This is a genomic window from Intrasporangium calvum DSM 43043 (assembly GCF_000184685.1).
In the GTDB taxonomy this organism is placed as follows: domain Bacteria; phylum Actinomycetota; class Actinomycetes; order Actinomycetales; family Dermatophilaceae; genus Intrasporangium; species Intrasporangium calvum.
This window is the reverse complement of sequence record NC_014830.1, coordinates 1492390-1518006: the sequence shown is the minus strand read 5'-3', so window position 1 is coordinate 1518006 and position 25617 is coordinate 1492390. Positions and strand designations below refer to the sequence as shown.

Here is a 25617-nt window from a genome sequence, read left to right as displayed (position 1 = left end):
CCTCAGCGCATGACCACGAGGCCGTACCTCGCCGCGACGCCGATCGCGCTGGCGCACCGGGGAGGAGCCCTCTACGCGCCCAACAGCGGGCTGGAGAACACGATGACGGCGTTCCGGCATGCCGTCGCGCTCGGGTACACGCACATCGAGACGGACGTCCATGCAACGCGGGACGGCCGCTTGGTGGCCTTCCACGACGACCATCTCGACCGCGTGTCCGACATGCAGGGGCGGATCAGGCAGCTGGACTGGGAGCAGGTCCGGTGGGCGCGGGTCGGGCACGGTGAGCACGTCCCGCTCCTCACCGAGGTCATCGACACGTTTCCGGGGATCAAGCTCAACATCGACCTGAAGGCACCACGGACCGCAGACCTGCTCTGGGAGCTGGTCGAGCAGCGCGGGCTGCAGGACGCAGTCTGCGTGGGGTCCTTCTACCAGCGCGAGATCAGCGCCTTCCGCAAGGTGTCAGCCGGTCGAGTGGCGACCGCTGCCTCCCACGCCGGCACCGTCCTGATGCGCTTCGGGCCCAGGGCGCTCTCCCGGCTGCTGCGGACGCCCGCGGACGTGTTCCAGGTCCCGCCGACCCACGTGCTGGGAGGACGGGAGGTCACGGTCGTCACGCGGAAGCTCATCGACGCGGCGCACCAGTTCGGCAAGCAGGTCCACGCGTGGACCGTCGACGATGCCGAGGAGATGCACCGGCTGCTCGACCTCGGGGTGGACGGACTCGTCAGTGACCGGATCGACGTCCTCAAGCAGGTGCTGACCGACCGCGGCGAGTGGACGGGTGTCCAGTGAGTCGCTGAAGGCCAGCGACTGAGCAGCGTCACCGCATCAGCACGTGACCGCGGACGGTGCTGAGGCGGGTCCACCGTCCGCAGGTAGCGACCGCCGCCGTCTCGCCGGGGCGGAGGAAGCCGAGGACGTGGGCGCCGAACGCCAGACCGGCTGCGATCGGCGGGACGGTGTCGCTCATCGCTCCCCAGACGCGGCGGCGCAGGGCGGCAACGGCGGCACCGCCGCCACCTTGGTGCGGCTGCTCGGCGACCTCGGCGATCCCCTGCTCGGCGATCCGGCGCACCGCGGCACCGTCGAGCAGCCCGACCCGCTCCCAGCCCTGGCGGGGCGGGGTCAAACCGGCCCAGGACGGAGTCACCGTGGTGGCCGGCACGCTGAAGGTGGTCTCTTCCTCGCGATGGCGCGCCAGCCGGTCGCTGACCGACCTGAAGCTCACCGTCGCGTCGACCCCCGGTGCGGCCTCGCGGATCGAGACGACGCGCAACCCCAGGACCGTGCCCTCCCCCATGAGGCCGGTGCCCTCGAGGATGGCGACGGTCGCCACGAGCAGCCCCGGAGCCGGGACCTGCAGCCGCACCGCCCCGTCCGGAACGGCGACGCGCGCTCGCCCGACGAAGGTCGCGAGGTCCGTGACGCCGTGCGCGTCGCCGAAGTCGATCAGGTCCACGCTCGGGTTCATCGACGCCTCCTCCTGAAGGGTGCGACGACGCCGAGCTGTCGCTCCAGCGAGGACCGCTCGGAGGGCCGCATGCGCCGCGGGGTCGACGCCGTGAAGTCGTAGAGGGCCAGCTCCGTCTCGGCGACCGCGTAGATCGTCGCGTCGCCCCCGACCGCGTCGCGCAGCGGCTGCGGGTCGGTGACGATGTAGGCCACGTCGAAGCCGGCGCCGCCGATCCGGGAGACCCAGATGCGGATCTCGACGGGCTCGTGCCGGAAGCCGAGTGGACGCCGGTACTCGATCTCGTGCCGGGACACGAGAACCCCCTCGTCGAGGAGGCTGCGCCCCCCGTGGGGGTTGTCGAACCAGTCCCGGAAGGCGATGACGCGGGCGTCCTCGAGCAGGCGCAGGAACTGGACGTTGTTGATGTGGGCGTAGGCGTCCATGTCGGACCATCGCAAGGACACGTGGGCGGCGTACGGCTCCATGGCAGCATCCTTGCAGGGTCGTCCACATCCCCTCGCGTGGGTCTCGCGTCGTCCACAGCTGCCGTATGCCGCTGAGCGCGGTCAGCGGGTCCACGTAGGTTGGGTGCATGCCGAGCTCACCCGCCGCCCTCGCCGCCCTCGACCTGCGCGAGCGCGCAACCGTCGCGCTGCGGCGGCTCGTCGGACGGGACGACGCCGACTTCCGCGACGGCCAGCTCGAGGCCATCGAGGCGCTGGTGACCGGGCACCGCAGGGTCCTCGTCGTCCAGCGCACCGGGTGGGGCAAGTCGGCGGTCTACTTCGTCGCGACCGCCCTGCGCCGGGCCGAGGGAGCCGGTCCGACCGTCATCGTCTCCCCCCTGCTCGCACTCATGAGGGACCAGATCGGCGCGGCCGAGCGCGCGGGTATTCGCGCCGTGACGCTCAACTCGACGAACGCTGACGAGTGGGCGGCCGTGTCCGGCGCCCTGGCCCGGGGTGAGGTGGACGTGCTGCTCGTCAGCCCGGAGCGCATGAACAACCCGCGGTTCCGCGAGGAGCAGCTGCCTGGGCTGGCCCAGACGTGCGGGCTGCTCGTCGTCGACGAGGCACACTGCATCAGCGACTGGGGCCACGACTTCCGCCCCGACTACCGCCGGATCCGGGACCTGCTCACGACGCTGCCGGAGGAGACTCCCGTGCTGGCGACGACTGCCACGGCCAATGCGCGGGTCGTGACCGACGTCGTCGAGCAGCTGGGCGCCGGAGGCCGAGACGTCCTCACGCTGCGCGGTCCGCTGGCCCGGGCCTCCTTGCGACTGGGCGTGCTGCCGCTGTCCGCCCCCGAGCAACGTCTGGCCTGGCTCATCGCACACCTGGGCGACCTGCCCGGCTCGGGCATCGTCTACGCCCTGACCGTCTCGGCGGCCGAGGATGTCGCGGCTGCGCTTCGTGAGGCCGGCTACGAGGTTGCCGCCTACACCGGGCGCACCGAGCCCGGTGAGCGGATCCGCCTGGAGCAGGACCTGCGAGACAACCGGCTCAAGGCGCTCGTCGCGACCTCGGCGCTCGGCATGGGCTTCGACAAGCCGGACCTGGGCTTCGTGCTCCACCTCGGCGCACCTTCCTCGCCGGTCGCGTACTACCAACAGGTCGGTCGCGCGGGTCGCGCCACCGAGCGGGCCGATGTCCTGCTCATGCCGGGCCCGGAGGACAAGGACATCTGGCGCTACTTCGCCTCGGCGTCGATGCCGCGGCAGGACCAGGCGGACGCGGTGCTGAGGGCGCTCGCCCAGACTGGGCGCCCGCTGTCGACCGTCGCGCTCGAGTCGATCGTCGACGTGCGCCGGACCCGACTGGAGCTGCTCCTCAAGGTCCTTGACGTCGACGGCGCGGTGCAGCGCGTCCAAGGGGGCTGGGTCGCGACCGGCGAGCCGTGGATCTACGACTCGGAGCGCTACCAGCGCGTCTCGGACGCCCGTCAGCGTGAGCAGCAGCTCATGGTCGACTACGAGCGGTCCGACGGCTGCCGGATGGCCTTCCTGCAGCAGTGCCTGGACGACGACACGGCCCAGGAGTGCGGTCGCTGCGACCGGTGTGCCGGGACGTGGTTCCCCGACGCGATTCCCGAGGCCGCCGTGCTCACGGCGCGCTCCCGCCTCGAGCGTCCCGGGGTCGCCCTCGAGCCACGGGTCCAGTGGCCGCCCGGCATGGACCGGCTCGGCGTGCCGGTCAAGGGGCGGATCGCGCCCAGCGTGGCCTTGTCGGAGGGCCGCGCCGTGGCCCGCCTCACCGACCTCGGCTGGGGGCAGCGGCTGCGCGAACTGCTCCGCTCGACCACCCCTCAGCCGGGGTCGACGAGCCCGGAGGCGAGCAGCGCGGAGCCGGCAGCGTCGGACCGCCCGGTCCCGCCGGAGGTGCTCCGGGCCGTGGTGGACGTGCTCCGGGCCTGGGACTGGGCTGAGCGCCCCGTTGCGATCGTGGCGGTGCCGTCGCGGCACCGACCGCAGCTCGTGACGTCTCTTGCCACCGGCCTCGGCGAGCTCGGCAGGCTGCCCTACCTGGGCGCCCTCGACCTGGTCGAGGGAGGCCCGGTCGGCGAGCCGGGGGGCAACAGTGCCTTCCGCCTGGCGAACATCTGGGGCCGCTTCACCGTCGGGGCAGAGCTGCACCAGCGTCTCCAAGGCGTTCCCGGCCCAGTCCTGCTCGTCGACGACGTCGCGGACTCGAGGTGGACCCTCACGGTGGCCGGCGCGCTGCTGCGTGAGGCGGGCGCGCCCGCCGTTCTCCCGCTCACCCTCGCCGTGGAGGCCTGAGCGGCGGCGTGCGTTGCACCGCAGTGCTTGGCGCCGCCGTACTTGTCGCGGCAGTGCTTGCCGACGCGGCGGCGGGGACTAGGGTCGTCGCTGTGACCCACGACGCCCAGCCGACCCTTTCCCCGATCGAGGACCTCATCGACGTCCTGACGCTGGAGGAGCTCGGCACCGCCAAGATCTCCGTCACCGGCATCGAGGGCGAGGACGCCGCCTCCTCGATCGGGGCCACCGAGGCGCGCGTCTTCGAGGGACGCAGCCAACGGATGCCGCACAACCGCGTGTTCGGCGGACAGGTCCTCGCACAGTGCGTCATGGCGGCGGGGCTGACACTCCAAGGCGTCGAGGAACGCCACGGCCCCCGACCGATCCACTCCCTGCACGGGTACTTCATGCGTCCCGGTGACGACACCCTGCCGATCCGGTTCGCCGTCGAGGAGATGCGCGACGGCAGGTCCTTCTCGACCCGACGGGTCCACGCCATCCAGAAGAACGCCCCGATCATGTCGTTCACAGCCTCGTTCCAGGCGCAGTCCCCCGGCCTCGAGCACCAGCTGCCGATGCCCGACCTGCCGGGTCCGGATGGTCTCCGCTCGCTCTCTGACCTGTTGGGACACATCGACCATCCCGCAGCGCGCCACATGGCCACCCAACGGCCCATCGAGCAGCGCCCGGTCGAGGCGTCCACCTTCCTCTCCCCGGCGCCTGACTCGCCGGCTGAGCAGCAGGTCTGGATGCGCGCCGTCGGCACTCTCCCCGACGACCCGCTCGTCCACGCCGCGGTGCTGGCCTATGCGAGCGACTACTCCCTGCTCGACCCGGTCCTGCGCCGGCACGGCCTGGCGTGGGGCGACCCACGACTCCGGATTGCCAGCCTCGACCACTCCATGTGGTTCCACCGCCCCGTGTCGGGCGACGACTGGTTCCTCTACATGCAGGAGTCCCCGTCTGCCTCGAGCGGCCGGGGCCTCGGGATCGGTCAGATGTTCCAGGGGGGGCGGCTCGTCGCGTCCGTCGCCCAGGAGGGCATGGTCCGCGTCAAGGACTGAGTCACGCGCTCATCGGTCCACCGGCCCGCACACTCGAGTGTGCACTTCGTGCCGAGCCCGCCGCCCCACTCGAGTGTGCACTTCGTGCGGGGGGACGCTCCTCGACCGACCGGATGACGGCGACGTCATGACCGTCGAGCTGGACGCCGTGTTCGTCGACGATCGGCGCGCGACCCCACGACACGAGCACCCTGTCGACGACCAGGTCTGGTAGAGGCACCGTCCGGGACCTCGGTCCCAGGTTGCACACGACGTGGACCCGGCCGCGGTGCATGACGACCCAGCCGGCCGTCTCGTCGAGCTCAACGGTCGTCGCCAGGAGGTCGCCAGCTGCCAGGTCCGGCTCCCGGCACCGGGTCTTGGTCAGCTCCCGGTAGAACTCGAGCATCTCCGTGTGGCCGGGAGTGCCGCGCTCCGCCCAGTTGAGCACACTGCCGCTCCAGGTCGCCGGATCCTGCGGGTCGGGGACGTCCTCAGCAGCCCATCCATAGGCGGCGAACTCTTCCCGGCGCCCCTTGCGCACGGCGTCGGCGAGCCACTGGTCGTCGAAGGAGGTGAAGAACTGGAAGGGCGTGCTGGCTCGCCACTCCTCCCCCATGAAGATCATCGGGGTGTAGGGCGAGAGGAGATAGAGCGCTGCCCCGATCGCCTGCTGGCCCGGGGAGATCGTCTCGTTGATGCGGTCTCCGGCTGCTCGGTTGCCGACCTGGTCGTGGTTCTGCAGGTAGGCGAGGAAGCGGTGCCCTGACACGGTCTCCCGGTCGACCGGCGCCCCCCACACCTTGCCGCGGAACGTCGACGGTCGGCCGTCGTGGAGGAACGCCTCGGTGAGCGTCTTGGCGAGCACCCGGAGCGGCGTGCCCTCCGGCCAGGCTTCGGTGCCGCCGGCGAAGTCGGCGTAGTAGCCCTGCCGTTCGCCGGTGAGCGTCACGTGCAGGGCGTGGTGGATGTCGTCGTCCCACTGGGCCGTCATACCTCGGCCGCCGGCCGCCGTGGGGCTGACCATGGAGGGGTCGTTGAGGTCGCTCTCGGCGATGAGGTCGAGGGGCCTCCCGAGCTGCTCCGCAAGGGCGGCGGTCTCGTCGCTCAGCTCGGCCAGGATGTGGATCGGCGACTCGTCGTGCAGGGCATGGACCGCATCGAGCCGCAGTGCGTCGACGTGGAAGTCCCGGAACCAGCGGAGTGCGTTGTCGACCACCCACCGGCGGACCTCCGAGCTGCCGGGCCCGTCGAGGTTGACAGCGGCACCCCACGGCGTCGCATCCCCCTCGGTGAAGTATGGCCCGAAGGTGGGCAGGTAGTTGCCGACCGGGCCGACATGGTTGTAGACGACGTCCAGACACACCCCGAGGCCACGCGCGTGGCAGGCGTCGACGAACACCTGGAAGGCGAGAGGCCCGCCGTACGCCTGGTGCACGGAGTACGGTTGTACCCCGTCATAGCCCCATCCGTGACTGCCGCCGAACGCGGCGACCGGCATCAGCTCGACGACGTCGACCCCGAGATCGACGAGGTGGTCGAGGTGGCCGATCGCGCTGACCAGCGTCCCCGGGCGGGTGAACGTGCCGACGTGCAGCTCGTAGAAGACCGCCCCCAGCGTCCCTCGACCCTCGCGCGGACCGCGCCAGTCCTCATCGGTCCAGTCGAAGGCGGTGGCGTCAAACGTCCGGCTCGGTCCGTGCACGCCGCGCGGCAGCCAGGCGCTGCGCGGGTCAGGGACCGGATCACCGCCATCGACTGAGAGCAGGTAGTCGATCCGCCCGTCGCCCGCCGGGGTCCAGGACCACCAGCCGCCGGGCTCAGAGGTCATCCGGTGGTGGTCTGCACCGACGACGCACTCGACCTGCCGAGCCTCGGGGGCCCACACCCTGATCGGCGTCATGCTCAGCTGCTCCTTCCGTCGTCGCGCACCAGGACGGCGACGGGCCACCCGGGATGCGGGAGGACCTCGCTGAGCGGAACGTCGCCCCCATGGACGACCTTGGCACTCAGACGGTCTCGCCACCGGCCGGTCGGAAGGGTGACGACCTCATCCCCCCAGCCGCCACGGTCGCGGAGCCGCCCCGCCAGTCGAGTCACCAGGACGCAGACATCCGCACCCCCACGGTCGCCCCGTCGGAAGCCGACCAGGTGCTCGCTCGAGGAAGGGAGCGGCTCATAGCCGGCGCGCTCGCCGACGAAGGTGTCAGGGCGCTCGCGACGCAACCGAAGGGCGGCGGCGGTCACCAGGAGCTTCTCGTCGCTGAGGTCGGTGGGGAGGCCACCCCCGTCCAGACGGCTGAGGCGCCGTGCCCGGTCGGCCTGGTCGACGGGCCGGCGGTTGTCCGGGTCGACGAGCGACAGGTCCACCAGCTGGGTTCCTTGGTAGACGTCGGGGACGCCCGGCATCAGCAGCTGGACGGCCTTCTGCCCGAGGATGTTGGCTCGGCTCTCGACGTGAGTCTGCACCAGCCAGTCCTCGACGTGCCGCCCCACGGCGGCGTCGCCGGTGATCCCCGCGGCGAACTGGCTGACCACCTCCTCGTAAGCGGGATCGCCGTCAACCCATGACGTGTGGAGCTTGGCCTCGCGGGCCGCTTTGGTCGCGTACGCCGCGAGACGGTCGGCGTCGACCGGCCAGGCCCCGACGACGTTCTGCCACAGGAAGTACTCCGTGAGGGCGTCGACGTTGCCATGCCGATGGGCGTCGGCCAAGCCCCGCGCCCGGCGCACCCACGCGGCCCACTCCTGCGGGCGTTCGGCGAGGACGGCGAGCCGGGCCCGGACGTCCTCCGAGCGCTTCGTGTCGTGGGTCGACAGGGTCGTCATGGTCATCGGCCACTCGCTCGCCAGTCGTTCTGCGAAAGCGTGGAAGTCGGTCGCCGACACCCCGAAGTGCGCCGGGTCGCCACCGACCTCGTTGAGCGCGACGAGCCGGACGAACCGGTAGAACGTCGTGTCCTCGACCGCCTTGGCCATGACCGGACCGCAGGTCTGCTGGAACCTCGTGATGAAGTCCGACTCCGCAGTGCGGTCCGCCACCCCTGCCGCCCGGCCGAGTGCGAGGTCGACCACCGCATCGACGACCGTGGGCTCGAGCGGCTGGCCCAGCGCAGCAGCGCCGCGCGTCGCCGCCGACGAGAGCTCGCGGCCCGCCTCCGGACCGGCCGGCTCGCCGGGGTGGACGTAGATCCGGTAGCGGTCCATCCCGACCAGCAGCGCCTCGAGGGTGCGGCGGGCCGACGCGGCCGGGATCCCGGGGAGCGCGCGGCGGAGCGCCCGCACGAGCCGCTCGACCTCCGCCACGAGGACTGACGAGACGACGTGCCGCTTCGCGTCCGAGCTCATTGCCGCGAGGTCCTGGTGGTCACCGAGGAGCTCCTCCGACAGCACGGTGAGCGGCTCGCTCCCCCGAGGGTCGACGAAGAGGCCGCCGACCCGGAACAGCGCGTCGTAGCCGGTCGTGCCCGCGCAGTCCCAGTCGTGGGGCAGTCGCTCCTCCCCTTCGAGGATCTTCTCGACCACGGTCCACGCATCCCCTGTGGCCTCCGAGAGCCGCTGGAGGTAGCCACGCGGGTCCGCGAGACCGTCCGGGTGGTCGATGCGCAGCCCGTCGACCTGACCGTTGCGCACTGCCTCGATGATGACGCGGTGCGTCGCGTCGAAGACGCCCGGGTCCTCCACGCGGAGCGCGATGAGCGAGGTCACGTCGAAGAAGCGACGATAGTTGAGGGCTGAGCTCGCCTCGCGCCAGGACGCCAAGCGGTAGTGCTGCTGTGCGAGAAGCGAGCCCAGCGGCATACGGCCAACGTCGTCGCCGGGTTGGGAGCGCGGTGCGAGCGGGAGGACGTGGTCGAAGTAGCGCAGGACGGCCTCGACCCCCCTCTCGCCCTCGATCCGGTCGACGACCAGGTCGCCCGCGGCGAGCACCGTCGCCAGCGAGTCGCCGAGAACGGGCCACAGGACCTTCCCGTCCTGGGCGGCCCAGTCGATGTCGAACCAAGGGGCGTAGGGCGAGGCCTCGCCGTGTTTGAGCAGGGACCAGAGGGGCGCGGCGAGCAGCACCGGAACGGGTGTCGTCATGTGGTTCGGGACGACGTCGACCACGAGCCCCAGCCCCACGCCGTGCGCAGCCGCGACGAGGCGATCGAAGCCGGCGGTTCCGCCCAGCCCGTCGGCGAGTCGCGAGTGGTCCACGACGTCATAGCCGTGCGACGACCCCGCAGACGCCTGGAGGATCGGGGAGAGGTAGAGGTGGGACACGCCGAGGTCCGCGAGCTGCCGGACCTGCGCCGCCGCATCGTCGAACGAGAGGTCCGGTCCGAGCTGGAGCCGGTAGGTCGAGACGACACGACGGGGCGCACTCACTCGTCGGCCTCCCGCGGGCTGCGCAGCACCACGACGCTGCGGGCGTCGACCTCGATCTGCCAGCCCGGCTCGAGCTCCTCGTCACTCACCTCGCGCGCGGCGGTGTCGACCTCGGGGATCCACACCCGCCCGTACTCCTCGTCCGGCAGCGAGAACGTGATCGGCTCCGAGTGCGCGTTGAACATCACGAGGAAGGAGTCGCCGAGGATCTTCTCGCCGCGCCGGTCCGGCTCAGGGATCGCGGAGCCGTTGAGGAAGACCATCACCGACTTCGCCAGGGCGTTGTGCCAGGCCGGCTCGTCCATGTGCTCCGCGTTCGGCATGAACCAGGCGATGTCGCCGAGGTCGCTCTCGCCGCCGTGGTCGGGGCTGCCGGCGAAGAACCGCCGCCGCCGGAAGACGGCGTTGTCCTGGCGCAGTCGGATGATCGCCTGGGTGAACGCGAGCAGCCGCTGCTGGTCGTCGTCGAGGTCCCAGTGGACCCACGTGACCTCGTTGTCCTGGCAGTAGCCGTTGTTGTTGCCGAGCTGGGTGCGGCCGAGCTCGTCGCCGTGGCTGATCATCGGCACGCCCTGGGACAGGAGCACGGTGGCGAGGAAGTTGCGTTGCTGGCGGGCCCGGACCTCGAGGACCGTGCGGTCGTTCGTGGGGCCCTCCACCCCGCAGTTCCAGGACCGGTTGTGGCTCTCCCCGTCGACGCCGCCTTCCCCGTTGGCCTCGTTGTGCTTGTCGTCGTAGGAGACGAGGTCGCGCAGGGTGAACCCGTCGTGGCACGTGACGAAGTTGATCGACGCGATGGGTTTGCGGCCGGAGTGCTCGTAGAGGTCGCTCGACCCGGTGAACCGGGAGGCGAACTCCGCGAGCGCTCCGCCGGCGCCGCGCCAGTAGTCGCGCACCGTGTCGCGGTACTTCCCGTTCCACTCGGTCCAGAGGGGCGGGAAACCACCCACCTGGTAGCCGCCCTCGCCGACGTCCCAGGGCTCGGCGATCAGCTTCACCTGGCTGACGACGGGGTCCTGCTGGATGAGGTCGAAGAAGGCCGAGAGCTTGTCGACCTCGTGGAACTGGCGGGCGAGCGTCGCCGCCAGGTCGAAGCGGAACCCGTCGACGTGCATCTCGGTGACCCAGTAGCGCAGCGAGTCCATGATCAGCTGCAGGACGTGCGGGCTCCGCATGAGGAGGGAGTTCCCGGTGCCGGTCGTGTCGTAGTAGTGGGCCAGGTCGTCGCTGACGAGCCGGTAGTAGCTGTGGTTGTCGAGCCCGCGGAAGGCCAGCGTCGGGCCGAGGTGGTTGCCCTCGGCGGTGTGGTTGTAGACGACGTCGAGGATGACCTCGATGTCCGCCTCGTGCAGCGCCTTGACCATGGCCTTGAACTCGAGCACCTGCTGGCCCGGCTGCCCGCCGGCGGCGTACCCGTTGTGCGGCGCGAGGAAGCCGATCGTGTTGTAGCCCCAGTAGTTCGACAGGCCCCGGTCGAGCAGGTGTGCGTCCTGGACGAACTGGTGCACCGGCATCAGCTCGATCGCGGTGATCCCGAGGCCCTTGAGGTGCCCGATCATCGCGGGGTGGGCGATGGCGGCGTAGGTGCCACGGATCGCCTCGGGGATGTCCGGGTGAAGCTGGGTGAGGCCCTTGACGTGGGCTTCGTAGATGACGGTGTCGTGGTACTCGTGCCGGGGCGGACGGTCGTTGCCCCAGTCGAAGAAGGGGTTGGTGACCACCGAGAGCATCGTGTGCCCGAGGCTGTCCTCCGTGTTGATCTCTGTCGTCGTCGCCGCGTCCGGGTTGCCGAACGTGTAGGAGAAGAGCGACGGATGGTTGTCGGTCTGCCCGTCGATGGCCTTGGCGTAGGGGTCGAGCAGCAGCTTGCTCGGGTTGGACCGATGGCCCTGGGCGGGGTCGTAGGGACCATGCACCCGGAACCCGTAGCGCTGGCCGGGCTGGATGTAGGGCACGTAGCCGTGCCACACGAAGCCGTCGACCTCCGGCAGGTCGATCCGGGTCTCGACCAGGTCCTCGTCGATGAGGCAGAGCTCCACCCGCTCGGCGACCTCGGAGAACACGGCGAAGTTCACGCCGGTCCCGTCGTAGGTGGCCCCCAGCGGGTAGGCCTGACCGGGCCAGATCTCCATGGACCTTCTCTCGTCGAGCGAACGGGCGAACGCCATTCTCTCCGGATGGCGGGGTCCCAGCGCAAGGCGGGGTGCCGGCGCGCCGGGGACCTCAGGGATCGTATGCCGCTGGGCTCGCTCCCAGCGCGGCGTCCCGCCCCGTGTCGCCGTGTCACGCTCCGAGCCGGTGGTCCGCGGCACGGATCCTGAACCCCACCCCCTGACGCATCCTGACCCGCTGGGCCGGGTCCGCGCACTCGCGCGGACCCGGCCCAGCGGCATACGGCCTGCTTTGGCCAGCTTCTAGAAGACGCCGCCGAGGGTCACGCCGCCGTCGATCGTCAGCGTCTGCCCGGTGATCCACGCTGAGTCGGGGCCGAGCAGGAAGCTCACCGCGCCGGCGATGTCCTCGGGCGTGCCGAGCCGTTTCATCGGGTACGCGCGGCTGACCTTTTCCTCCCGCCCCTCGTACAGCGCTTCCGCGAACCTGGTCTTGACGACGGCGGGTGCCACGGCGTTGACCCGCACGTCCGGGCCGAGCTGGTAGCCGAGCTCGGTCGTCAGGTGGATGAGGGCGGCCTTGGAGACGCCGTACCAGCCGATCACCCCGGACGCTCCCTGGCCGGCGATCGACGCGAGGTTGACCACCGCACCGGGGTGGGCCTCGTCGCCCAGCCCGCTGGCGACGGCCTTCTTGATCCACGAGAACGCGGCGACGACGTTGACGTCGAGGACCTTGCGCGCCACGTCGACGTCCGCGTCGAGCATCGGCCCGTAGACGGGGTTGATCCCGGTGTTGTTGACGAGGTAGTGCAGCCCGCCGAAGGTGGACCGGGCGGCGGCGATGACCTCGTCCTGGTGGTCCCCGTCCGCGGCGTTGCCCGCGATCCCGACGGCGTGGGCGGAACCACCCAGCGAGGCCACGGCCTCGGCGAGCGGCTCCGGCTTGCGCGCCGTGATGACGACCTTCGCGCCCTCGGCGACGAGGCGGGCGGCGATGCCGAGGCCGATCCCGCGACTCGCTCCTGTGACGATGGCGACCGCGCCTTCGTGCGCCCCCATCAGAAGCCGAGGTCCCGGCCGATGAGCTCCTTCATGATCTCGTTCGACCCCGCCCAGATCTTCGTGACGCGGGCGTCCCGCCAGGCCCGGGCGACCCGGTACTCGTTCATGAACCCGTAACCGCCGTGCAGCTGCACGCAGGAGTCGAGCACGTCGTTCTGGACCTGGGAGCTCCACCACTTCGCCTTCGCGGCGTCGATGGCGGTCAGCTCCTTCTTCGAGTGCGCGAGGACGCAGTCGTCGACGTACGCCTCGGTGACCTCGATCTTGGTGACGAGCTCGGCGATCAGGAACTTGTTGTGCTGGAAGGTGCCGATGGACTGGCCGAACGCCTTGCGGTCCTTGGCGTACTGGATGGTCTCCTCGAGGATGGCCTTGGCATGGGCCGTGTTGGCCACGGCGGAGCCGACCCGCTCCTGCGGCAGGCGCTGCATCATCGCGATGAAGCCGAGGTCCGCCTCGCCGAGGCGGTTCTCGTCGGGTACCCGGACATTGTCGAAGAACAGCTCGGCCGTGTCGGACTCGTCCATCCCGACCTTGTCGAGCTTGCGGCCGTTGACGAACCCGTCCATGCCCCGCTCGACCATGAAGAGCGTGATGCCCTTGGCGCCCTTGGACGCGTCGGTCCGGGCGGCGACGATGACGAGGTCGGCCTGGTAGCCGTTGGTGATGAAGGTCTTGGAGCCGTTGAGGACCCAGTCGTCGCCGTCGCGCACGGCGGTGGTCTTGAGCGCGGCAAGGTCCGAGCCACCCGAGGGCTCGGTCATGGCGATGGCGATGATGAGCTCGCCGCTCGCGATCCCAGGGAGCCAGCGCTGCTTCTGCTCGTCGGTGCCGAGGTCGACGACGTAGGGCGGACACACGTCGGCGTGGATGCCGAAGCACGAGCTCGTGGCCATGTTGAACCGCGCCCACTCCTCGGCGACGACCGCGTTGAAGCGGTAGTCGTCGACCCCGGCACCGCCGTATTCCTCGGGGATGTCGAAGCCGAAGAAGCCCTGCTTGCCGGCCTCCTGCCAGATGTCGCGCGGGATCGACTTGAGCTCGATCATCTCCTCGGCCCGCGGTCGCATGACCCGGTCGATGAACTCGCGCGCGGACGCTCGCAAGGCCTCGTGGTCGTCGTCGTAGATGTTGCGGGGCATCGGGCCTCCCAGCCTGAACTCACGGGTAACTAAGCGCTTGCTTAGTCTCGCCTCTCTGGGGCATGCTGTCAACGTGCTGACCTCGACGAGCCCGCCCCAGCCCGCGCGGGATGCGACCACCGTCGACCGGCTCATGGAGGCGGCGGCGCACGCCTTCGCCGAGAAGGGCTTCCACGCCACGACGACGCGGGACATCGCCTCCGGCGCGGGCCTCTCCCCCGCAGGCGTGTACGTCCACTTCGGTTCGAAGGAGGACCTGCTCTTCAACCTGAGCCGGAGCGGGCACCAGTCGGCGCTGCAGCTGCTTCGTGACGCCCTCGAGGGCGTCGAGGGGTCGGCCGAGCGGCTCGCCGTGGCGATGAACCGGTTCTCCGCCTGGCACGCCGAGCAGTACCAGCTCGCCAAGGTCGTCCAGTACGAGCACCAGCACCTCACTCCGGAGCACCGCGCGGTCGTCCTGGGGCTGCGCAAGGACATCGACGCCCAGATCCGCCAGGTGCTCGAGCGTGGTGTCGCCGCAGGCGACTTCCACGTGGACGACATCGGCGACACCGCCCTCGCCCTCCTGTCGATGGCCGTCGACGTCGCACGCTGGTACTCCCCGACCATCAAGCGCACGCCGCAGGAGATCGGCGAGACCAATGCCGCGCTCGCACTGCGCCTCGTCGGCGCCGGACACCCGTGACCCGCGGGTGAGCCGGGGGCACACGGTGCTGCAGGTGCCCGTCCCCGAGCTGGAGCCCTTCGTGCTCGAACGCTACCGGCACTACGACCGCGACCTCGTCTCCTCCGACCCGAGCTTCGTGCACGCACACGTCACCGCCCTGGGCCCCTTCCTCCACCCGCGCCTCGTCGACGAGGGGGTTCGCACCAGGGTCGCCCGGATCGCCCGAGCGACACCTGCGTTCGAGTTCCGGCTCGCCGACCTCGACACGTTCCCCAACGGCATCATCCACCTCGTGCCCGAGCCGGAGGGCCCCTTCCGGGCCCTCACCCGCCAGCTGTGGCGGGCCTTCCCGCAGTGCCCGCCGTATGCCGCTGAGTTCCCTGACGCTCGCCCCCACCTCACGCTCGACGCCCTCGACGGCCGGTCTGACGCCGTCACGATGGAGTCCACGCGCCGGCGGCTCGGAGACCTCGTCCCGGCCCAGTGCCGAGCGGAGCGCCTGGATCTGGCATGGTATGCCGCCGGAGGGAGCCGGGTGCTGTGGAGCTGGCCGCTCGGCGCCGGCGAGGTCAGCGGCCTTCGGCCCTGAGGCCGGCGACCTGGCGGACGACCTCGGCGACCAACGCGTAGACCTCTGGGTCCGTCTGGTTGCCCATCCCCAGGATGGCGTCGTCGATGCCCGCCTCCGCCAGGGCTCCGAGCTTGTCGACCGCCTCGGCGACGGACATCGTCCGCTCGCCCGAGGGCGCGGTTCCGCCCCTGTCGGACAGGCTGATCCGGGTGAGAACCGTCTTCGTGATGTCGGCGTACTCCCGCCCGACCTCCGCACAGTGGTCACGCAGCTGCTCACAGGTCGCTCTCAGCCCGTCCGGACCCACGTCGAAGAAGTTGGAGGCGTCGGCGTGGGTCGCCACGAGTCGGAGCGTCTTCCGGCGCCCCATGCCACCGACGAGGATGGGCGGACGGGGGCGACGAACGGGTTGGGGGCTGTTGAGCGTCCGCTCGAGCGTGTAGTGCCGGCCGTGGAACGGTCCGTCGTCACCGGCGAACATCTGACGGACGATCCGGAGGGTCTCGTCAAGCCGCTCGAACCGTTCTGCGACGGGCGGGAAGGGGACGCCGAGTCCGCGGTGCTCCTCCTCGTTCCAGGCAGCGCCGATGCCGAGCCAGGCCCGGCCGCCGGAAAGGACATCGAGGGTGGTCACGGTCTTGGCGAGGATCCCCGGGTGGCGGTAGGTCACGCCCGTGACCAGGGCGCCGAGCTCGATGCGCGAGGTCTGCGCCGCTGCGAAACCGAGCGTCGTGTAGGCCTCGAGCATCTCCAGCTCCGGCGGCCCGATCCCCCGGATCTGGAAGAAGTGGTCCATCACCCACAACGAGGCCATCCCCGCCGCCTCCGCATCGCGGGCGATCCGACCGAAGGTCGGACCGATCGACGCGGGCGCACCCGGCCAGCTGAAGTGGGAAACCTGGAGACCCAGTCGCATGGTTCGATCCTACGAGGTCGCCGGGCACTCCGAGAGGGGCCGAGTGGGGTGCGGCTGCGCCGTGAGCGACACGGTCACGCGCGGGAGGAAGAACTGGACCAGCGGGCCGATCGACACGGCGTAGAGCACGGTGCCCAACCCGACGGGCCCTCCGAGCAGCCACCCCGCCGCGAGCACCGTCAGCTCCAGACCGGTGCGCACGAGGCGGATGCTGAGCCCGGTGCGCCCGGCAACCCCGGTCATGAGGCCGTCGCGGGGCCCGGGTCCGAGCTGGCTGCCGATGTAGAGGCCCCCGGCGAGACCGTTGAGGACGAGGCCGGCAACGAGCTGACCCACCTGGGCTGCCAGTCCGGACGGCGTGCCGATCATCGCCAGTCCCGCGTCGGCAGCCAGCCCGATCACCACGACATTGGCCAGCGTGCCCAGCCCCGGCCACTGCCGCAGCGGGATCCACAGGAGCAGGACGAGCGCCCCGACGACGATGGTCACCTGTCCGAAGGTGAGCGGCAGCCGAAGGGTGATGCCGGCATGGAAGACATCCCACGGGTCGAGGCCGAGCGTCGCCCGCAGCATCATGGCCATCGACACCCCGTAGAGCGTCAGGCCGAAGAGCAGCTGAGCGAGGCGGCGTGGGAGCCGCCCCGCCCGCAGCTGGTCACGGGGCGAGAGGTTGAGCAGGGGGACGGAACGACGCATGGGCTCCACGATCGGTCAGATTGGCCTTACTTTCCATAGCCAGTTGTGTCAGAGTGGACCGCATGCGAACGCTCTCCGCCCGCACCGTCGACCAGCTGCTGGGCCCGGATCGTCTGGCCCGGCCCGCCTACCGGAGCCTGGCCGCCGGCCTCCGTCGGCTCATCGCCGACGGCCGCATCCTCGTCGACACCCGGCTGCCGAGCGAACGGGCCCTGATGTCACAGCTCGGCCTGAGTCGCACCACGGTGGGTGCGGCCTTCGACGTGCTGCGGGCGGAGGGCTTCATCGTCACACGTCGCGGCTCCGGCAGCGTCACCGCTCTCCCGGAGGACCGCTCAGGTCTCGCCCTGTCGCGAGCCGGACTGGTCCCCAGCGACGTCCCCGACGACGTCATCGACCTGACCTACGCCGTGCTCCCCGCGGCGGCCGGACTGACCGCCGCCTACGAGCGGGCGCTCGAGCACCTGCCTCGGCACCTGGCCACCTCCGGGTACCACCCGCGGGGCCTGCCCGAGCTCCGTGAGGCGCTCGCTGGGTGGTACGAGGGCCGCGGCCTCCCGACCGACCCGGGCGACATCGTCATCACGGGCGGAGCCCACGCCGCTCTCTCGGCCGTCCTCCGTGCCGTCCTCGACCCGGGCGACCGGGTGCTCCTGGAGACCCCGACGTACCCCAACGCCATCGTCGGCGTGCGACGTTCGAGCCTGCGCCCCGTCCCCTTCCCCATCGACCCGCTGGGCTGGGACCCCGAGCACCTCGAGCTCGCGCTCAGGCAGGGCGGTGCTCGCCTGGCCTACCTCGTTCCCGACTTCCAGAACCCGACCGGGCGCCTCATGTCGAGCGACGAGCGGGTGTCGACCTCGCAGGTCCTCCGACGGACCGGCAGCACACCGGTCATCGACGAGACCTTCGTCGAGCTCGGACTCGACACCGCTCCACCGGCCCCGTTCGCCGCTTCCTCCCCTGAGGCGATCACCCTCGGGAGCTCGGGTAAGGCGTGGTGGGGCGGCCTGCGGGTGGGCTGGGTGCGGGCGCCGCACGCCCTCGTCGCGCCCATCCTCGAGGCCCGGCACAGCCTGGACCTCGGCACCGCCGTCCTCGAGCAGCTCGTCCTGGTCGAGCTGCTCCGCTCCGGCCGCACCCTCCTCGACGACCGTCGCGCCGAGGCCCGACGACGCCGCGATGCCATGGTCGCCGCTCTCCGCACCCACGTACCGGACTGGCGCTTTGCCGTCCCTCCCGGGGGCCTCAACCTCTGGTGTGAGCTACCGGTCGACCGGGGAGACGCGCTGAGCCGGGTGGGCGAGGCGGCCGGCGTCCGCCTCGCCCGAGGAGCCCAGTTCGGCACCGACGGTGGGATGGACCGATTCGTCCGCATCCCCTACAGCGTCCCCGCGGACGAGGCGGACGATGTGGGACGCCGCCTGGCCAACGCCTGGACCATGGCCCTCGAGAGCCGCTCCACCCGCGAGCCGGCGACTCCGCTCGTCGCCTGAGCGGGCTCTGCGAGAAGAGGGGCGGGTTCGATGCTCAACTCGGGCACGGTAGAAAGTCCGCCGCGACGCCCAGCCCGGCCCCAGTGCCACACTGCTGGAGTGACATCGCAGCGGGTGGACGTCCTCGTCATCGGGGCCGGGCAGGCCGGTCTCTCCGCCGCCTACCACCTGCGCCGACGCGGCTTCGAGGCGGCCAGCTCAGGGTTCGATGGCCGACGCTATGCGGTCCTCGACTCGGAGGCGGGCCCTGGCGGGGCTTGGCGGCACCGCTGGCGGTCGCTCCGGATGTCGACCGTCAACGGGATCAGTGACCTGCCCGGGGTGGCGCAGCCCGAGGTGGATCCGTGCGAAGCGAGCTCGGAGTTCCTCACCCGGTACTTCGGCGACTACGAGCGAGACCTCGGGCTCCACATCATCCGCCCGGTCCGCGTGACGGCAGTCCAGCGTCACGACACGGACCCGCGCGGGCGGCTCCTCGTCGAGACGGACCACGGCAGCTGGAGCACCCGGGGCCTGATCAACGCGACCGGGACGTGGACCAAGCCGTTCTGGCCCATCTATCCCGGGCAGGCCGCCTTCCGGGGGCGGCAGCTCCACGTCGCTGACTACTCCTCGGCCGAGGAGTTCCGTGGTCAGCACGTCATCGTCGTCGGCGGGGGGATCTCCGCCGTCCAGCTCCTCGACGAGATCTCGCAGGTGACCTCGACGTCATGGTTCACGCGCCGCGAGCCGGTCTGGCGTGAGGACGAGTTCACACCGCAGGCCGGGCACGACGCGGTCGCGCTCGTCGAGGAGCGCGTCCGTCAGGGGCTGCCTCCCCAGAGCGTCGTCTCCGTCACCGGCCTGATCTGGACGCCCGTCCTCCGCGCGGCAGCGCAACGTGGGGTGCTCCACCGACGGCCGATGTTCGCCGGCATCGAACCCGACGGGGTGCGACTCGCTGACGGTGGCTTCCTGGCAGCTGACGTGATCCTCTGGGCCACTGGTTTCCGGGCCGCCCTGGACCATCTCGCCCCCCTCCACCTACGCTCCCCCGGCGGCGGCATCGAGATGGACGGTACGCAGGTCGCCGGTGAGCCGAGGGTGCACCTGGTCGGGTACGGGCCGTCGTCATCGACGATCGGGGCCAACCGGGCCGGACGGGCCGCGGTCGCCACGCTCGCGCGATGGCTCGGGAGCATGGAGCCGCCCCCGGCGCCGACCGACGATCAGTCGCGGGTCAGCTTGCGGTAGGTGACCCGGTGCGGGCGCGCGGCGTCAGCACCGAGTCGCTCGACCTTGTTGGCCTCGTAGGAGTCGAAGTTGCCCTCGAACCAGTACCACTTCGCCGGGTTCTCGTCGTCACCCTCGTAGGCCAGGATGTGCGTCGCGACGCGGTCGAGGAACCACCGGTCGTGGGAGATGACCACGGCGCAGCCCGGGAACTCCAGGAGCGCGTTCTCGAGCGAACCGAGGGTCTCGACGTCGAGGTCGTTCGTCGGCTCGTCGAGCAGCAGGAGGTTGCCACCCTGCTTGAGGGTGAGGGCCAGGTTGAGGCGGTTGCGCTCACCGCCGGAGAGGACGCCGGCCGGCTTCTGCTGGTCGGGCCCCTTGAAGCCGAACTGCGACACGTAGGCACGCGACGGGATCTCGACGTTGCCGACCTTGATGTGGTCGAGCCCGTCCGAGACGACCTCCCACAGCGTCTTCTTCGGGTCGATGCCGGCCCTGGCCTGGTCGACGTAGGAGATCTGGACCGTCTCGCCGACCTTGACCTCCCCGGCATCCGGCTGCTCGAGACCGACGATCGTCTTGAAGAGCGTCGTCTTGCCGACCCCGTTCGGACCGATGACCCCGACGATGCCGTTGCGCGGGAGGGTGAAGGAGAGGCCGTCGATGAGGAGCCGGTCGCCGAAACCCTTGCGGAGGTTCCTGACCTCGATGACCACTGAGCCGAGCCGGGGACCCGGCGGGATCTGGATCTCCTCGAAGTCGAGCTTGCGGGTGCGCTCGGCCTCCGCCGCCATCTCCTCGTAGCGTCCGAGTCGGGCCTTGGACTTGGCCTGGCGGCCCTTGGCGTTGGAGCGGACCCACTCGAGCTCGCTCTTGAGCCGCTTGGCGAGCTTGGCGTCCTTCTTGCCCTGGATCTGGAGGCGCTCAGACTTCTTCTCCAGGTAGGTCGAGTAATTGCCCTCGTACGGGTAGAGCCGGCCGCGGTCGACCTCGGCGATCCATTGCGCGACGTGGTCGAGGAAATAGCGGTCGTGGGTGACCGCGATGACGGCGCCCGGGTAGCTCTCGAGGTGCTGCTCGAGCCACTGGACCGACTCAGCGTCAAGGTGGTTCGTCGGCTCGTCCAGCAGGAGCAGGTCCGGCTTCTGGAGGAGCAGCTTGCAGAGCGCCACGCGCCGACGCTCACCGCCGGACAGGTTGGTGACGGGCAGGTCCGGGGGCGGACAGCGCAGGGCGTCCATCGCTTGTTCGAGCTGGTTGTCGAGGTCCCACGCGTCGGCGTGGTCGATCTGCTCCTGGAGCTTGCCCATCTCCTGGAGGAGTGCGTCGAAGTCGGCGTCCGGGTCGGCCATCTCGGCGCTGATCTCGTTGTAGCGGTCGAGCTTGGCCTTGATCTCGCCCGCGCCCTCCTCGACGTTGCCGAGGACGGTCTTCTCCTCGTTCAGCGGGGGCTCCTGGAGCAGGATCCCCACGGTGGCACCGGCAGCGAGCCGCGCCTCACCGTTCGAGGGCTGGTCGAGTCCGGCCATGATCTTGAGGATCGTCGACTTGCCGGCGCCGTTCGGGCCGACCATGCCGATCTTCGCGCCCGGGTAGAACGACATGGAGACGTCATCGAGGATGACCTTCTCGTTGTGCGCCTTGCGCGCCCGGGTCATGGTGTAGATGTACTCGGCCATGCGCAGAAGGCTATCTGCGATCCGCCCGCTCACCGAATCCGTCCGGTTGAGCCGGACGGCACGGAACGGGCGTCTCGCCAGCCTCCTCAGCCATTCACGCCGCCGGCTCCTCCACGGTGTAGTCGTCCGTCTCCGGGTCGCCGGGAACACCGTCACACCCCAGGTCCTCGGCTGACCCGGGCCCACCCTCGTCCAGGGCGAGGTCACCGTGGAGCACGCCGTTGGCGTCCACGTTCGCCGGTCGACCGGCCCCGAAGCCTGTGGGTTCGCCACCCGGTTCCCCGCCGCCGTTCATCGTGGCGACCGCGTTGCGGACCTCGACCTCCGACGCGGGGTCGAGGCCGAGCGCAGCCGCCTTGCTCAGTCTGAGGAAGGAGGCACGGCCCCAGCGGAGGTCATGGCCGATGTGGTCCGCCTCGATCTCCGCGGAGGTCCGGCTGACCCCGTCGCTGCCGATGTAGGACCTCGACGAGAGCTTCCCCTCGATGACGACCGGCTGACCCTTCAGGAGGGACTGCCCGGCATTCGCCGCCAGGGCGTTGAAGGCGATCACGTTGTAGAAGCTCGTGTCCAGGTCGACGAACTTGCCGTCGCCGTTGCGCCGATAGGGCGTGGTCCCGACCCTGAAGGTCGTGAACACGCTGCCGTTTCGACCGGGCCTGGTGATGGGGTCGTTCACGACGTTGCCGTGAACAGTGACGCGGATGTCGTTCATGCTGGTCTCCTCCTGCCGATGAGGGCGGGTCGCTCGCGACGGCTGTTGCCGCTCCCGACCACGGTGCCTCGCCGGGCTCGGACCCGTCAGGCTCAGCCCCCGACCTGTGGACGACGGGTCGTCCCCACCAGGGGATGTGGACCGTGCGGCCACAGACCGGGACGGGAGCCCCGAGCAGCGTGCGACCTGTGGGGCTGGGACCGGTCAGCCCAGGACGCGGTCGAGGTGCTCGCGGGTCTGTCGGTGGCGGTCCAGAACCTCGTCGATCGGGATGAGGAGCCGCTCGTCGGCGACGTGGGCCACCGCCTCGAAGAGGCGCTTGCCGACGACGGCCTTCCGACGTCGCGCACCCACCTTGGCCCACCACCGGGACAGGAGGCCGAGGAGGACGCCGAGCAGGAGACCCCCGCCGAGCATGAGGACCGGGACTGGTAGGACGCCGACCGCCGGGGTCTCTGGGGCGGGGATCTGGAGCAGCCCCAGCACCCAGAGCACGGCGAGCCAGATCACGCCCAGGGCGGCGGTGAGTCCCAGGACCCACTGGATGACGTTGACGAGAAGCCACCACACGGGCCGTCGCGCCCGCAGCGAGGTGCCGACGACCGCTTGGTCCAACGCGTCCGCCAGCGAGCCGTCGCCGTGCGCGACCGCCTCCTCCACCGCTTGAGCCCAGCGGACGGGGAGCCCCTCGGAGGCGTCAGTGACGAAGCTCCGGGTCGCCAGCTCGACACCGGACACGGCGGACGGCGTCGGCGCCGGGATCGACGAGCGGCCGAGCACCGCGCGGACGTCAGAACCATCGATGTCGACCGGGATGGCCGGCCGCCCTCCCGTGCGGTCGAGCCGCAGGCGGCGCAGGGGGTCCGCTGCGAAGCCCCGCGTCCACCGCGCGTAGAGCCAGCCCGTGTGGGCGAAGGCCTCGCGGCGGTAGTCGCGGGCCACTGCGTCGAGCACGATCGGAACGCCGGCCGCCCGAGCGAGCGACGCGTCGAGCTGGGTGCGGTCGAGCCGTCCGACGTAGGGCTCGCCGTCTGCGACACCCTGGCGCAGCCGACGGGCAACAGCCACGACATCGGCGTTGAGCCGCTGCCGCGAGGCAGCCTGCCCCGCAACGGCGTTGGCGAGCCGTTGCTTGAGCTCCGGCACTCCTGCCCCCGACACCGCCGACGTCGCGAGGACCGACGCGTCGTGGATGCCGTCGGCCTCGAGGAGCTTGGTGAAGTCCTGTCGCAGCGCCTTGACGGCGGTGCCGTCGAGCCGGTCAGCCTGGTTCAGCACGGCCAGGGTCACCGCGTCGTGGTGGGCCATGAGAGAGACGAACTCGTCATGGAGGCGCGCGTCGGCGTACTTCTGCGGGTCGGTGACCCAGATGAACATGTCGACGAGCTCGAGAATGCGCTCGGCTTCACGACGGTGCGAGAGCTCGCGCGAGTCGAAGTCGGGAAGATCGAGCAGGACGAGACCATCGAGACCCTCGAGACCCTCCAGGCCGTCCGCCCCCTCCGAGCCCGAGCCCTCGGAGCCGTCCGGACGCGCTGGCCCCTCCGACCGCGCCGACCCGACGACGTGGCGGGCGTCGACGTGCAGCCAGTCGAGCAGCTCTGAGGCGTCGGAGTGACCCCATACGGCGGCGGTCGGTTTCGCCGTCGTCGGACGCCGCGCACCGATCGTCGCGATGGGTTCTCCCACGAGGGCGTTGAAGAGTGACGACTTGCCGCTGCCGGTCGCGCCGGCGAGCGCCACGACGGTGTGGTCACCGGCGATCGTCAGCCGCTCGTGCGCGCGGTCGAGCACCCGCCGGGACTCGTCGACCCCTGTCGGGTCGAGCTCGTCCGCGCCGGACACCAGGGCCAGGGACAGCGCCGTCGTCCGATCCCCGAGCTCGGCCGCAGTGGGCGCCTTGACCTTGGCCCTGCCTCGTCTGATCGGACTCATCGCGCGGACCTCACGTCCGCGGCAGCCTGCTCGAGCTCCTTTGCCTGACCGGCCCGCACGGCAAGCGTGGCAACCGCCTCCTCGTAGCGCGCCCGCTCTGCGGCGTAGAGCGCCGCGACCCGCTCGGCGAGGCGTTCCCTGGCCTGACGCGCCAGCTCCCGAACCGCCTGGTCCCCGAAGACCGCCTCGAGGAGCTTCTGCCCCACCACGGCCGTCCCGCCCGCGATGCCGACCTCGGCCCCGGTGATCCCCGCCGTCGAGGCGAAGGTCACGAGCATGAGCACCACGCCGAGTCCGTTGACCCCGTAGGCCAGGATGCGGGCGGTCGTGCGCCGGTCCCGTCCCTCGTTGCGGACCATTTCGAGAATGTCGCCCTGCCAGTCTCGGACCAGCCGAGCGGTGCGGGCGTCGAGATCGGCGCTCGAGCGGAGCAGCGCCGGCGCGGCGCCGAGGAGCTGACTGCCGCCGGGTAGGTCGCGCCAGGTCCGGGCCGTCGAGTGCGCCGCCAGGTCGGCCCGGTTGGTCACGAGGGCCTCCACGCCGGTCTGGAGCGCCTCGCCGAGGTGCTCGGCCTTGGCCGGTTCCCCCTTGAAGAAGGCAGTGACCCGGTCGCGGACGCGGGAGACCGTTGACTCGACCTGCCGGAAGAACTCGCCGGTGCCGACGAACTCCTGCCAGCGGGCGAGCACCTCGCCGCGCAGCAGCGTCCCGTCGTGCATTCCCTCCTGCACCCGGGCGAGTGCGTCGTCGTAGGCCCCTGCCGCTGTGTCGACGAGCGCCTCGGCGGCCTCGACCTGGACCTCGGAGGCCTCGGCGAGCGTCGCGGCGCGGGAGTCCAGCGAAGCCAGGGCGCCGGTCAGGGTCTGGCGCACGACGTCGGCGCGGGCCTGGGCGTCGCCCGCGAGAGCGCCGAGCCAGTCGCGCAGGCGTTGGGTCTGGGCGGCCGGGAGCAGGCCATCCTCGAGCGGCGACTCGAGGATGGTGAAGATCGGAGCCTGGTCGAGGCGCTGCTCCCGGAGCATGGCCGCGAGGTGGGTCCGGATGTCGTCCAGGCTCTCGGCCGGGACCCGGTCGAGCACCACGGCGACGGCGGTCCCGCGCTCGGAGGCCTGGCGCAGGAGGTCCCAGGGAACGGCGTCGGCGTAGCGCGCGGCGGTCGTGACGAAGATCCACAAGTCCGCCGCGGCCAGGAGCTGGGCCGCCAGGTCGCGGTTGGCAGCGACGACGCTGTCGATGTCGGGCGCGTCGAGGAGAGCGAGCCCGGGGGTGATCGCGTCGGTGCTCACGAGGCGCACCGCCCCGGGGCCGTCGGAGGAGGAGTGCTTCCCGGTGATCCGCGCGAGCCGCGGCAGGACACGCTGGTCCGAGAACCAGCCGGCGTCCTCGGGGTGGTGAATGAGCACCGGTGAGCGTGTCGTGGGTCGGAGCACGCCGGGCAGCGAGACCTCCCGCCCCACGACCGAGTTGACGAGGGTCGACTTGCCGGCTCCGGTCGAGCCCCCGACCACGGCGAGAAGGGGGGCGTCGAGCGAGGTCAGCCGAGGGATCACGTAGTCGTCGAGCTGGTCCAGTAGTCGCTCCCGCTCGGTGCGGGCGTCGCCGACCCGGGCCACGTCGACCGGCAGCGAAGCCGCATCGACGGCATCACGAAGCCGCGTCACGGCCGCAAGCAGCCGCGCACCGCCTTCCCCTGAACCAGACACGCGCCACATCCTCTCGTGTCCCCGTGGACCAATCAAAACTCATCAGTGCTTCGGTCGTGGAGGGACACGCGGGTCGTA

Annotated in this window: 20 protein-coding genes; 7 read left to right on the top strand and 13 right to left on the bottom strand. The window is 70.9% G+C overall.

Features of this window, described 5'->3' with window-relative positions:
• Positions 1-9 precede the first annotated feature (9 nt).
• Positions 10-798 (top strand): glycerophosphodiester phosphodiesterase family protein, encoded by a 789-nt coding sequence (locus INTCA_RS06855; protein ID WP_013492188.1) that lies wholly within the window; start codon positions 10-12, stop codon positions 796-798.
• A gap of 28 nt (positions 799-826) precedes the next feature.
• Here INTCA_RS06855 and INTCA_RS06850 read toward each other — a convergent pair whose 3' ends face one another.
• Positions 827-1477: a DUF8185 domain-containing protein gene (locus INTCA_RS06850; protein WP_013492187.1), complete on the bottom strand. Its 651-nt coding sequence runs from the start codon at positions 1475-1477 to the stop codon at positions 827-829.
• Positions 1474-1944, bottom strand: a complete 471-nt coding sequence (locus tag INTCA_RS06845) for an acyl-CoA thioesterase (RefSeq protein ID WP_013492186.1) — start codon at positions 1942-1944, stop codon at positions 1474-1476. Before INTCA_RS06845 ends, INTCA_RS06850 begins: the two co-directional genes overlap by 4 nt.
• A gap of 107 nt (positions 1945-2051) precedes the next feature.
• Between INTCA_RS06845 and INTCA_RS06840 the strand changes: the two genes are divergently transcribed.
• On the top strand, positions 2052-4238 hold the full coding sequence (locus tag INTCA_RS06840) for a RecQ family ATP-dependent DNA helicase (protein WP_013492185.1): 2187 nt from the start codon (positions 2052-2054) through the stop codon (positions 4236-4238).
• 92 nt (positions 4239-4330) lie between these two features.
• Positions 4331-5284, top strand: a complete 954-nt coding sequence (locus tag INTCA_RS06835) for an acyl-CoA thioesterase (protein WP_041307370.1) — start codon at positions 4331-4333, stop codon at positions 5282-5284.
• Position 5285: 1 nt separating this feature from the next.
• Here the strand turns inward: INTCA_RS06835 and treZ are convergent, their stop codons facing one another.
• From treZ to INTCA_RS06810, 5 genes are all read right to left on the bottom strand, one after another.
• On the bottom strand, positions 5286-7166 hold the full coding sequence (gene treZ, locus INTCA_RS06830) for a malto-oligosyltrehalose trehalohydrolase (protein ID WP_013492183.1): 1881 nt from the start codon (positions 7164-7166) through the stop codon (positions 5286-5288).
• A gap of 2 nt (positions 7167-7168) precedes the next feature.
• Entirely contained in the window at positions 7169-9631 is a 2463-nt protein-coding gene (treY, locus tag INTCA_RS06825; protein ID WP_013492182.1) for a malto-oligosyltrehalose synthase, read from the bottom strand.
• Complete coding sequence (gene glgX / locus INTCA_RS06820; protein WP_013492181.1) at positions 9628-11763, bottom strand: glycogen debranching protein GlgX; 2136 nt, start codon at positions 11761-11763, stop codon at positions 9628-9630. Before glgX ends, treY begins: the two co-directional genes overlap by 4 nt.
• Before the next feature lie 282 nt (positions 11764-12045).
• Positions 12046-12804 carry an SDR family oxidoreductase gene (locus INTCA_RS06815; RefSeq protein ID WP_013492180.1) on the bottom strand — a complete coding sequence of 253 codons (759 nt, stop codon included), beginning with the start codon at positions 12802-12804 and terminating at the stop codon, positions 12046-12048.
• Positions 12804-13949 carry an acyl-CoA dehydrogenase family protein gene (locus INTCA_RS06810; protein ID WP_013492179.1) on the bottom strand — a complete coding sequence of 382 codons (1146 nt, stop codon included), beginning with the start codon at positions 13947-13949 and terminating at the stop codon, positions 12804-12806. The genes INTCA_RS06815 and INTCA_RS06810 overlap by 1 nt, the downstream gene beginning before the upstream one ends.
• A gap of 73 nt (positions 13950-14022) precedes the next feature.
• Between INTCA_RS06810 and INTCA_RS06805 the strand changes: the two genes are divergently transcribed.
• Positions 14023-14634 carry a TetR/AcrR family transcriptional regulator gene (locus INTCA_RS06805; RefSeq protein WP_013492178.1) on the top strand — a complete coding sequence of 204 codons (612 nt, stop codon included), beginning with the start codon at positions 14023-14025 and terminating at the stop codon, positions 14632-14634.
• Positions 14635-14668: 34 nt separating this feature from the next.
• Positions 14669-15205, top strand: coding sequence for a 2'-5' RNA ligase family protein (locus INTCA_RS06800; protein ID WP_244859881.1), 537 nt, complete (start codon positions 14669-14671; stop codon positions 15203-15205).
• On the opposite strand, the gene INTCA_RS06795 is transcribed toward INTCA_RS06800, so the two are convergent.
• Both INTCA_RS06795 and yczE read right to left on the bottom strand, forming a co-directional pair.
• Positions 15186-16103, bottom strand: a complete 918-nt coding sequence (locus INTCA_RS06795) for an LLM class F420-dependent oxidoreductase (RefSeq protein ID WP_013492176.1) — start codon at positions 16101-16103, stop codon at positions 15186-15188. The genes INTCA_RS06800 and INTCA_RS06795 overlap by 20 nt on opposite strands.
• A gap of 9 nt (positions 16104-16112) precedes the next feature.
• A complete protein-coding gene (yczE, locus tag INTCA_RS06790) occupies positions 16113-16799 on the bottom strand; it encodes a membrane protein YczE (RefSeq protein WP_013492175.1) in 687 nt (228 codons plus the stop codon).
• Between the two features lie 62 nt (positions 16800-16861).
• Between yczE and yczR the strand changes: the two genes are divergently transcribed.
• Together yczR and INTCA_RS06780 are read left to right on the top strand one after the other, a co-directional pair.
• Entirely contained in the window at positions 16862-18295 is a 1434-nt protein-coding gene (gene yczR, locus INTCA_RS06785; protein WP_013492174.1) for a MocR-like transcription factor YczR, read from the top strand.
• A 99-nt stretch (positions 18296-18394) separates the two neighbouring features.
• A complete protein-coding gene (locus tag INTCA_RS06780; RefSeq protein ID WP_041307367.1) occupies positions 18395-19528 on the top strand; it encodes an NAD(P)-binding domain-containing protein in 1134 nt (377 codons plus the stop codon).
• Here INTCA_RS06780 and ettA read toward each other — a convergent pair.
• From ettA to INTCA_RS06760, 4 genes are all read right to left on the bottom strand, one after another.
• Complete coding sequence (gene ettA, locus INTCA_RS06775; RefSeq protein ID WP_041307365.1) at positions 19504-21186, bottom strand: energy-dependent translational throttle protein EttA; 1683 nt, start codon at positions 21184-21186, stop codon at positions 19504-19506. The two genes, INTCA_RS06780 and ettA, sit on opposite strands and share 25 nt — an antisense overlap.
• 94 nt (positions 21187-21280) lie before the next feature.
• Positions 21281-21901, bottom strand: a complete 621-nt coding sequence (locus INTCA_RS06770; RefSeq protein WP_013492171.1) for a single-stranded DNA-binding protein — start codon at positions 21899-21901, stop codon at positions 21281-21283.
• Positions 21902-22105: 204 nt separating this feature from the next.
• Positions 22106-23836: a dynamin family protein gene (locus INTCA_RS06765; protein WP_013492170.1), complete on the bottom strand. Its 1731-nt coding sequence runs from the start codon at positions 23834-23836 to the stop codon at positions 22106-22108.
• On the bottom strand, positions 23833-25548 hold the full coding sequence (locus INTCA_RS06760; RefSeq protein ID WP_013492169.1) for a dynamin family protein: 1716 nt from the start codon (positions 25546-25548) through the stop codon (positions 23833-23835). Before INTCA_RS06760 ends, INTCA_RS06765 begins: the two co-directional genes overlap by 4 nt.
• Positions 25549-25617: the final 69 nt, after the last annotated feature.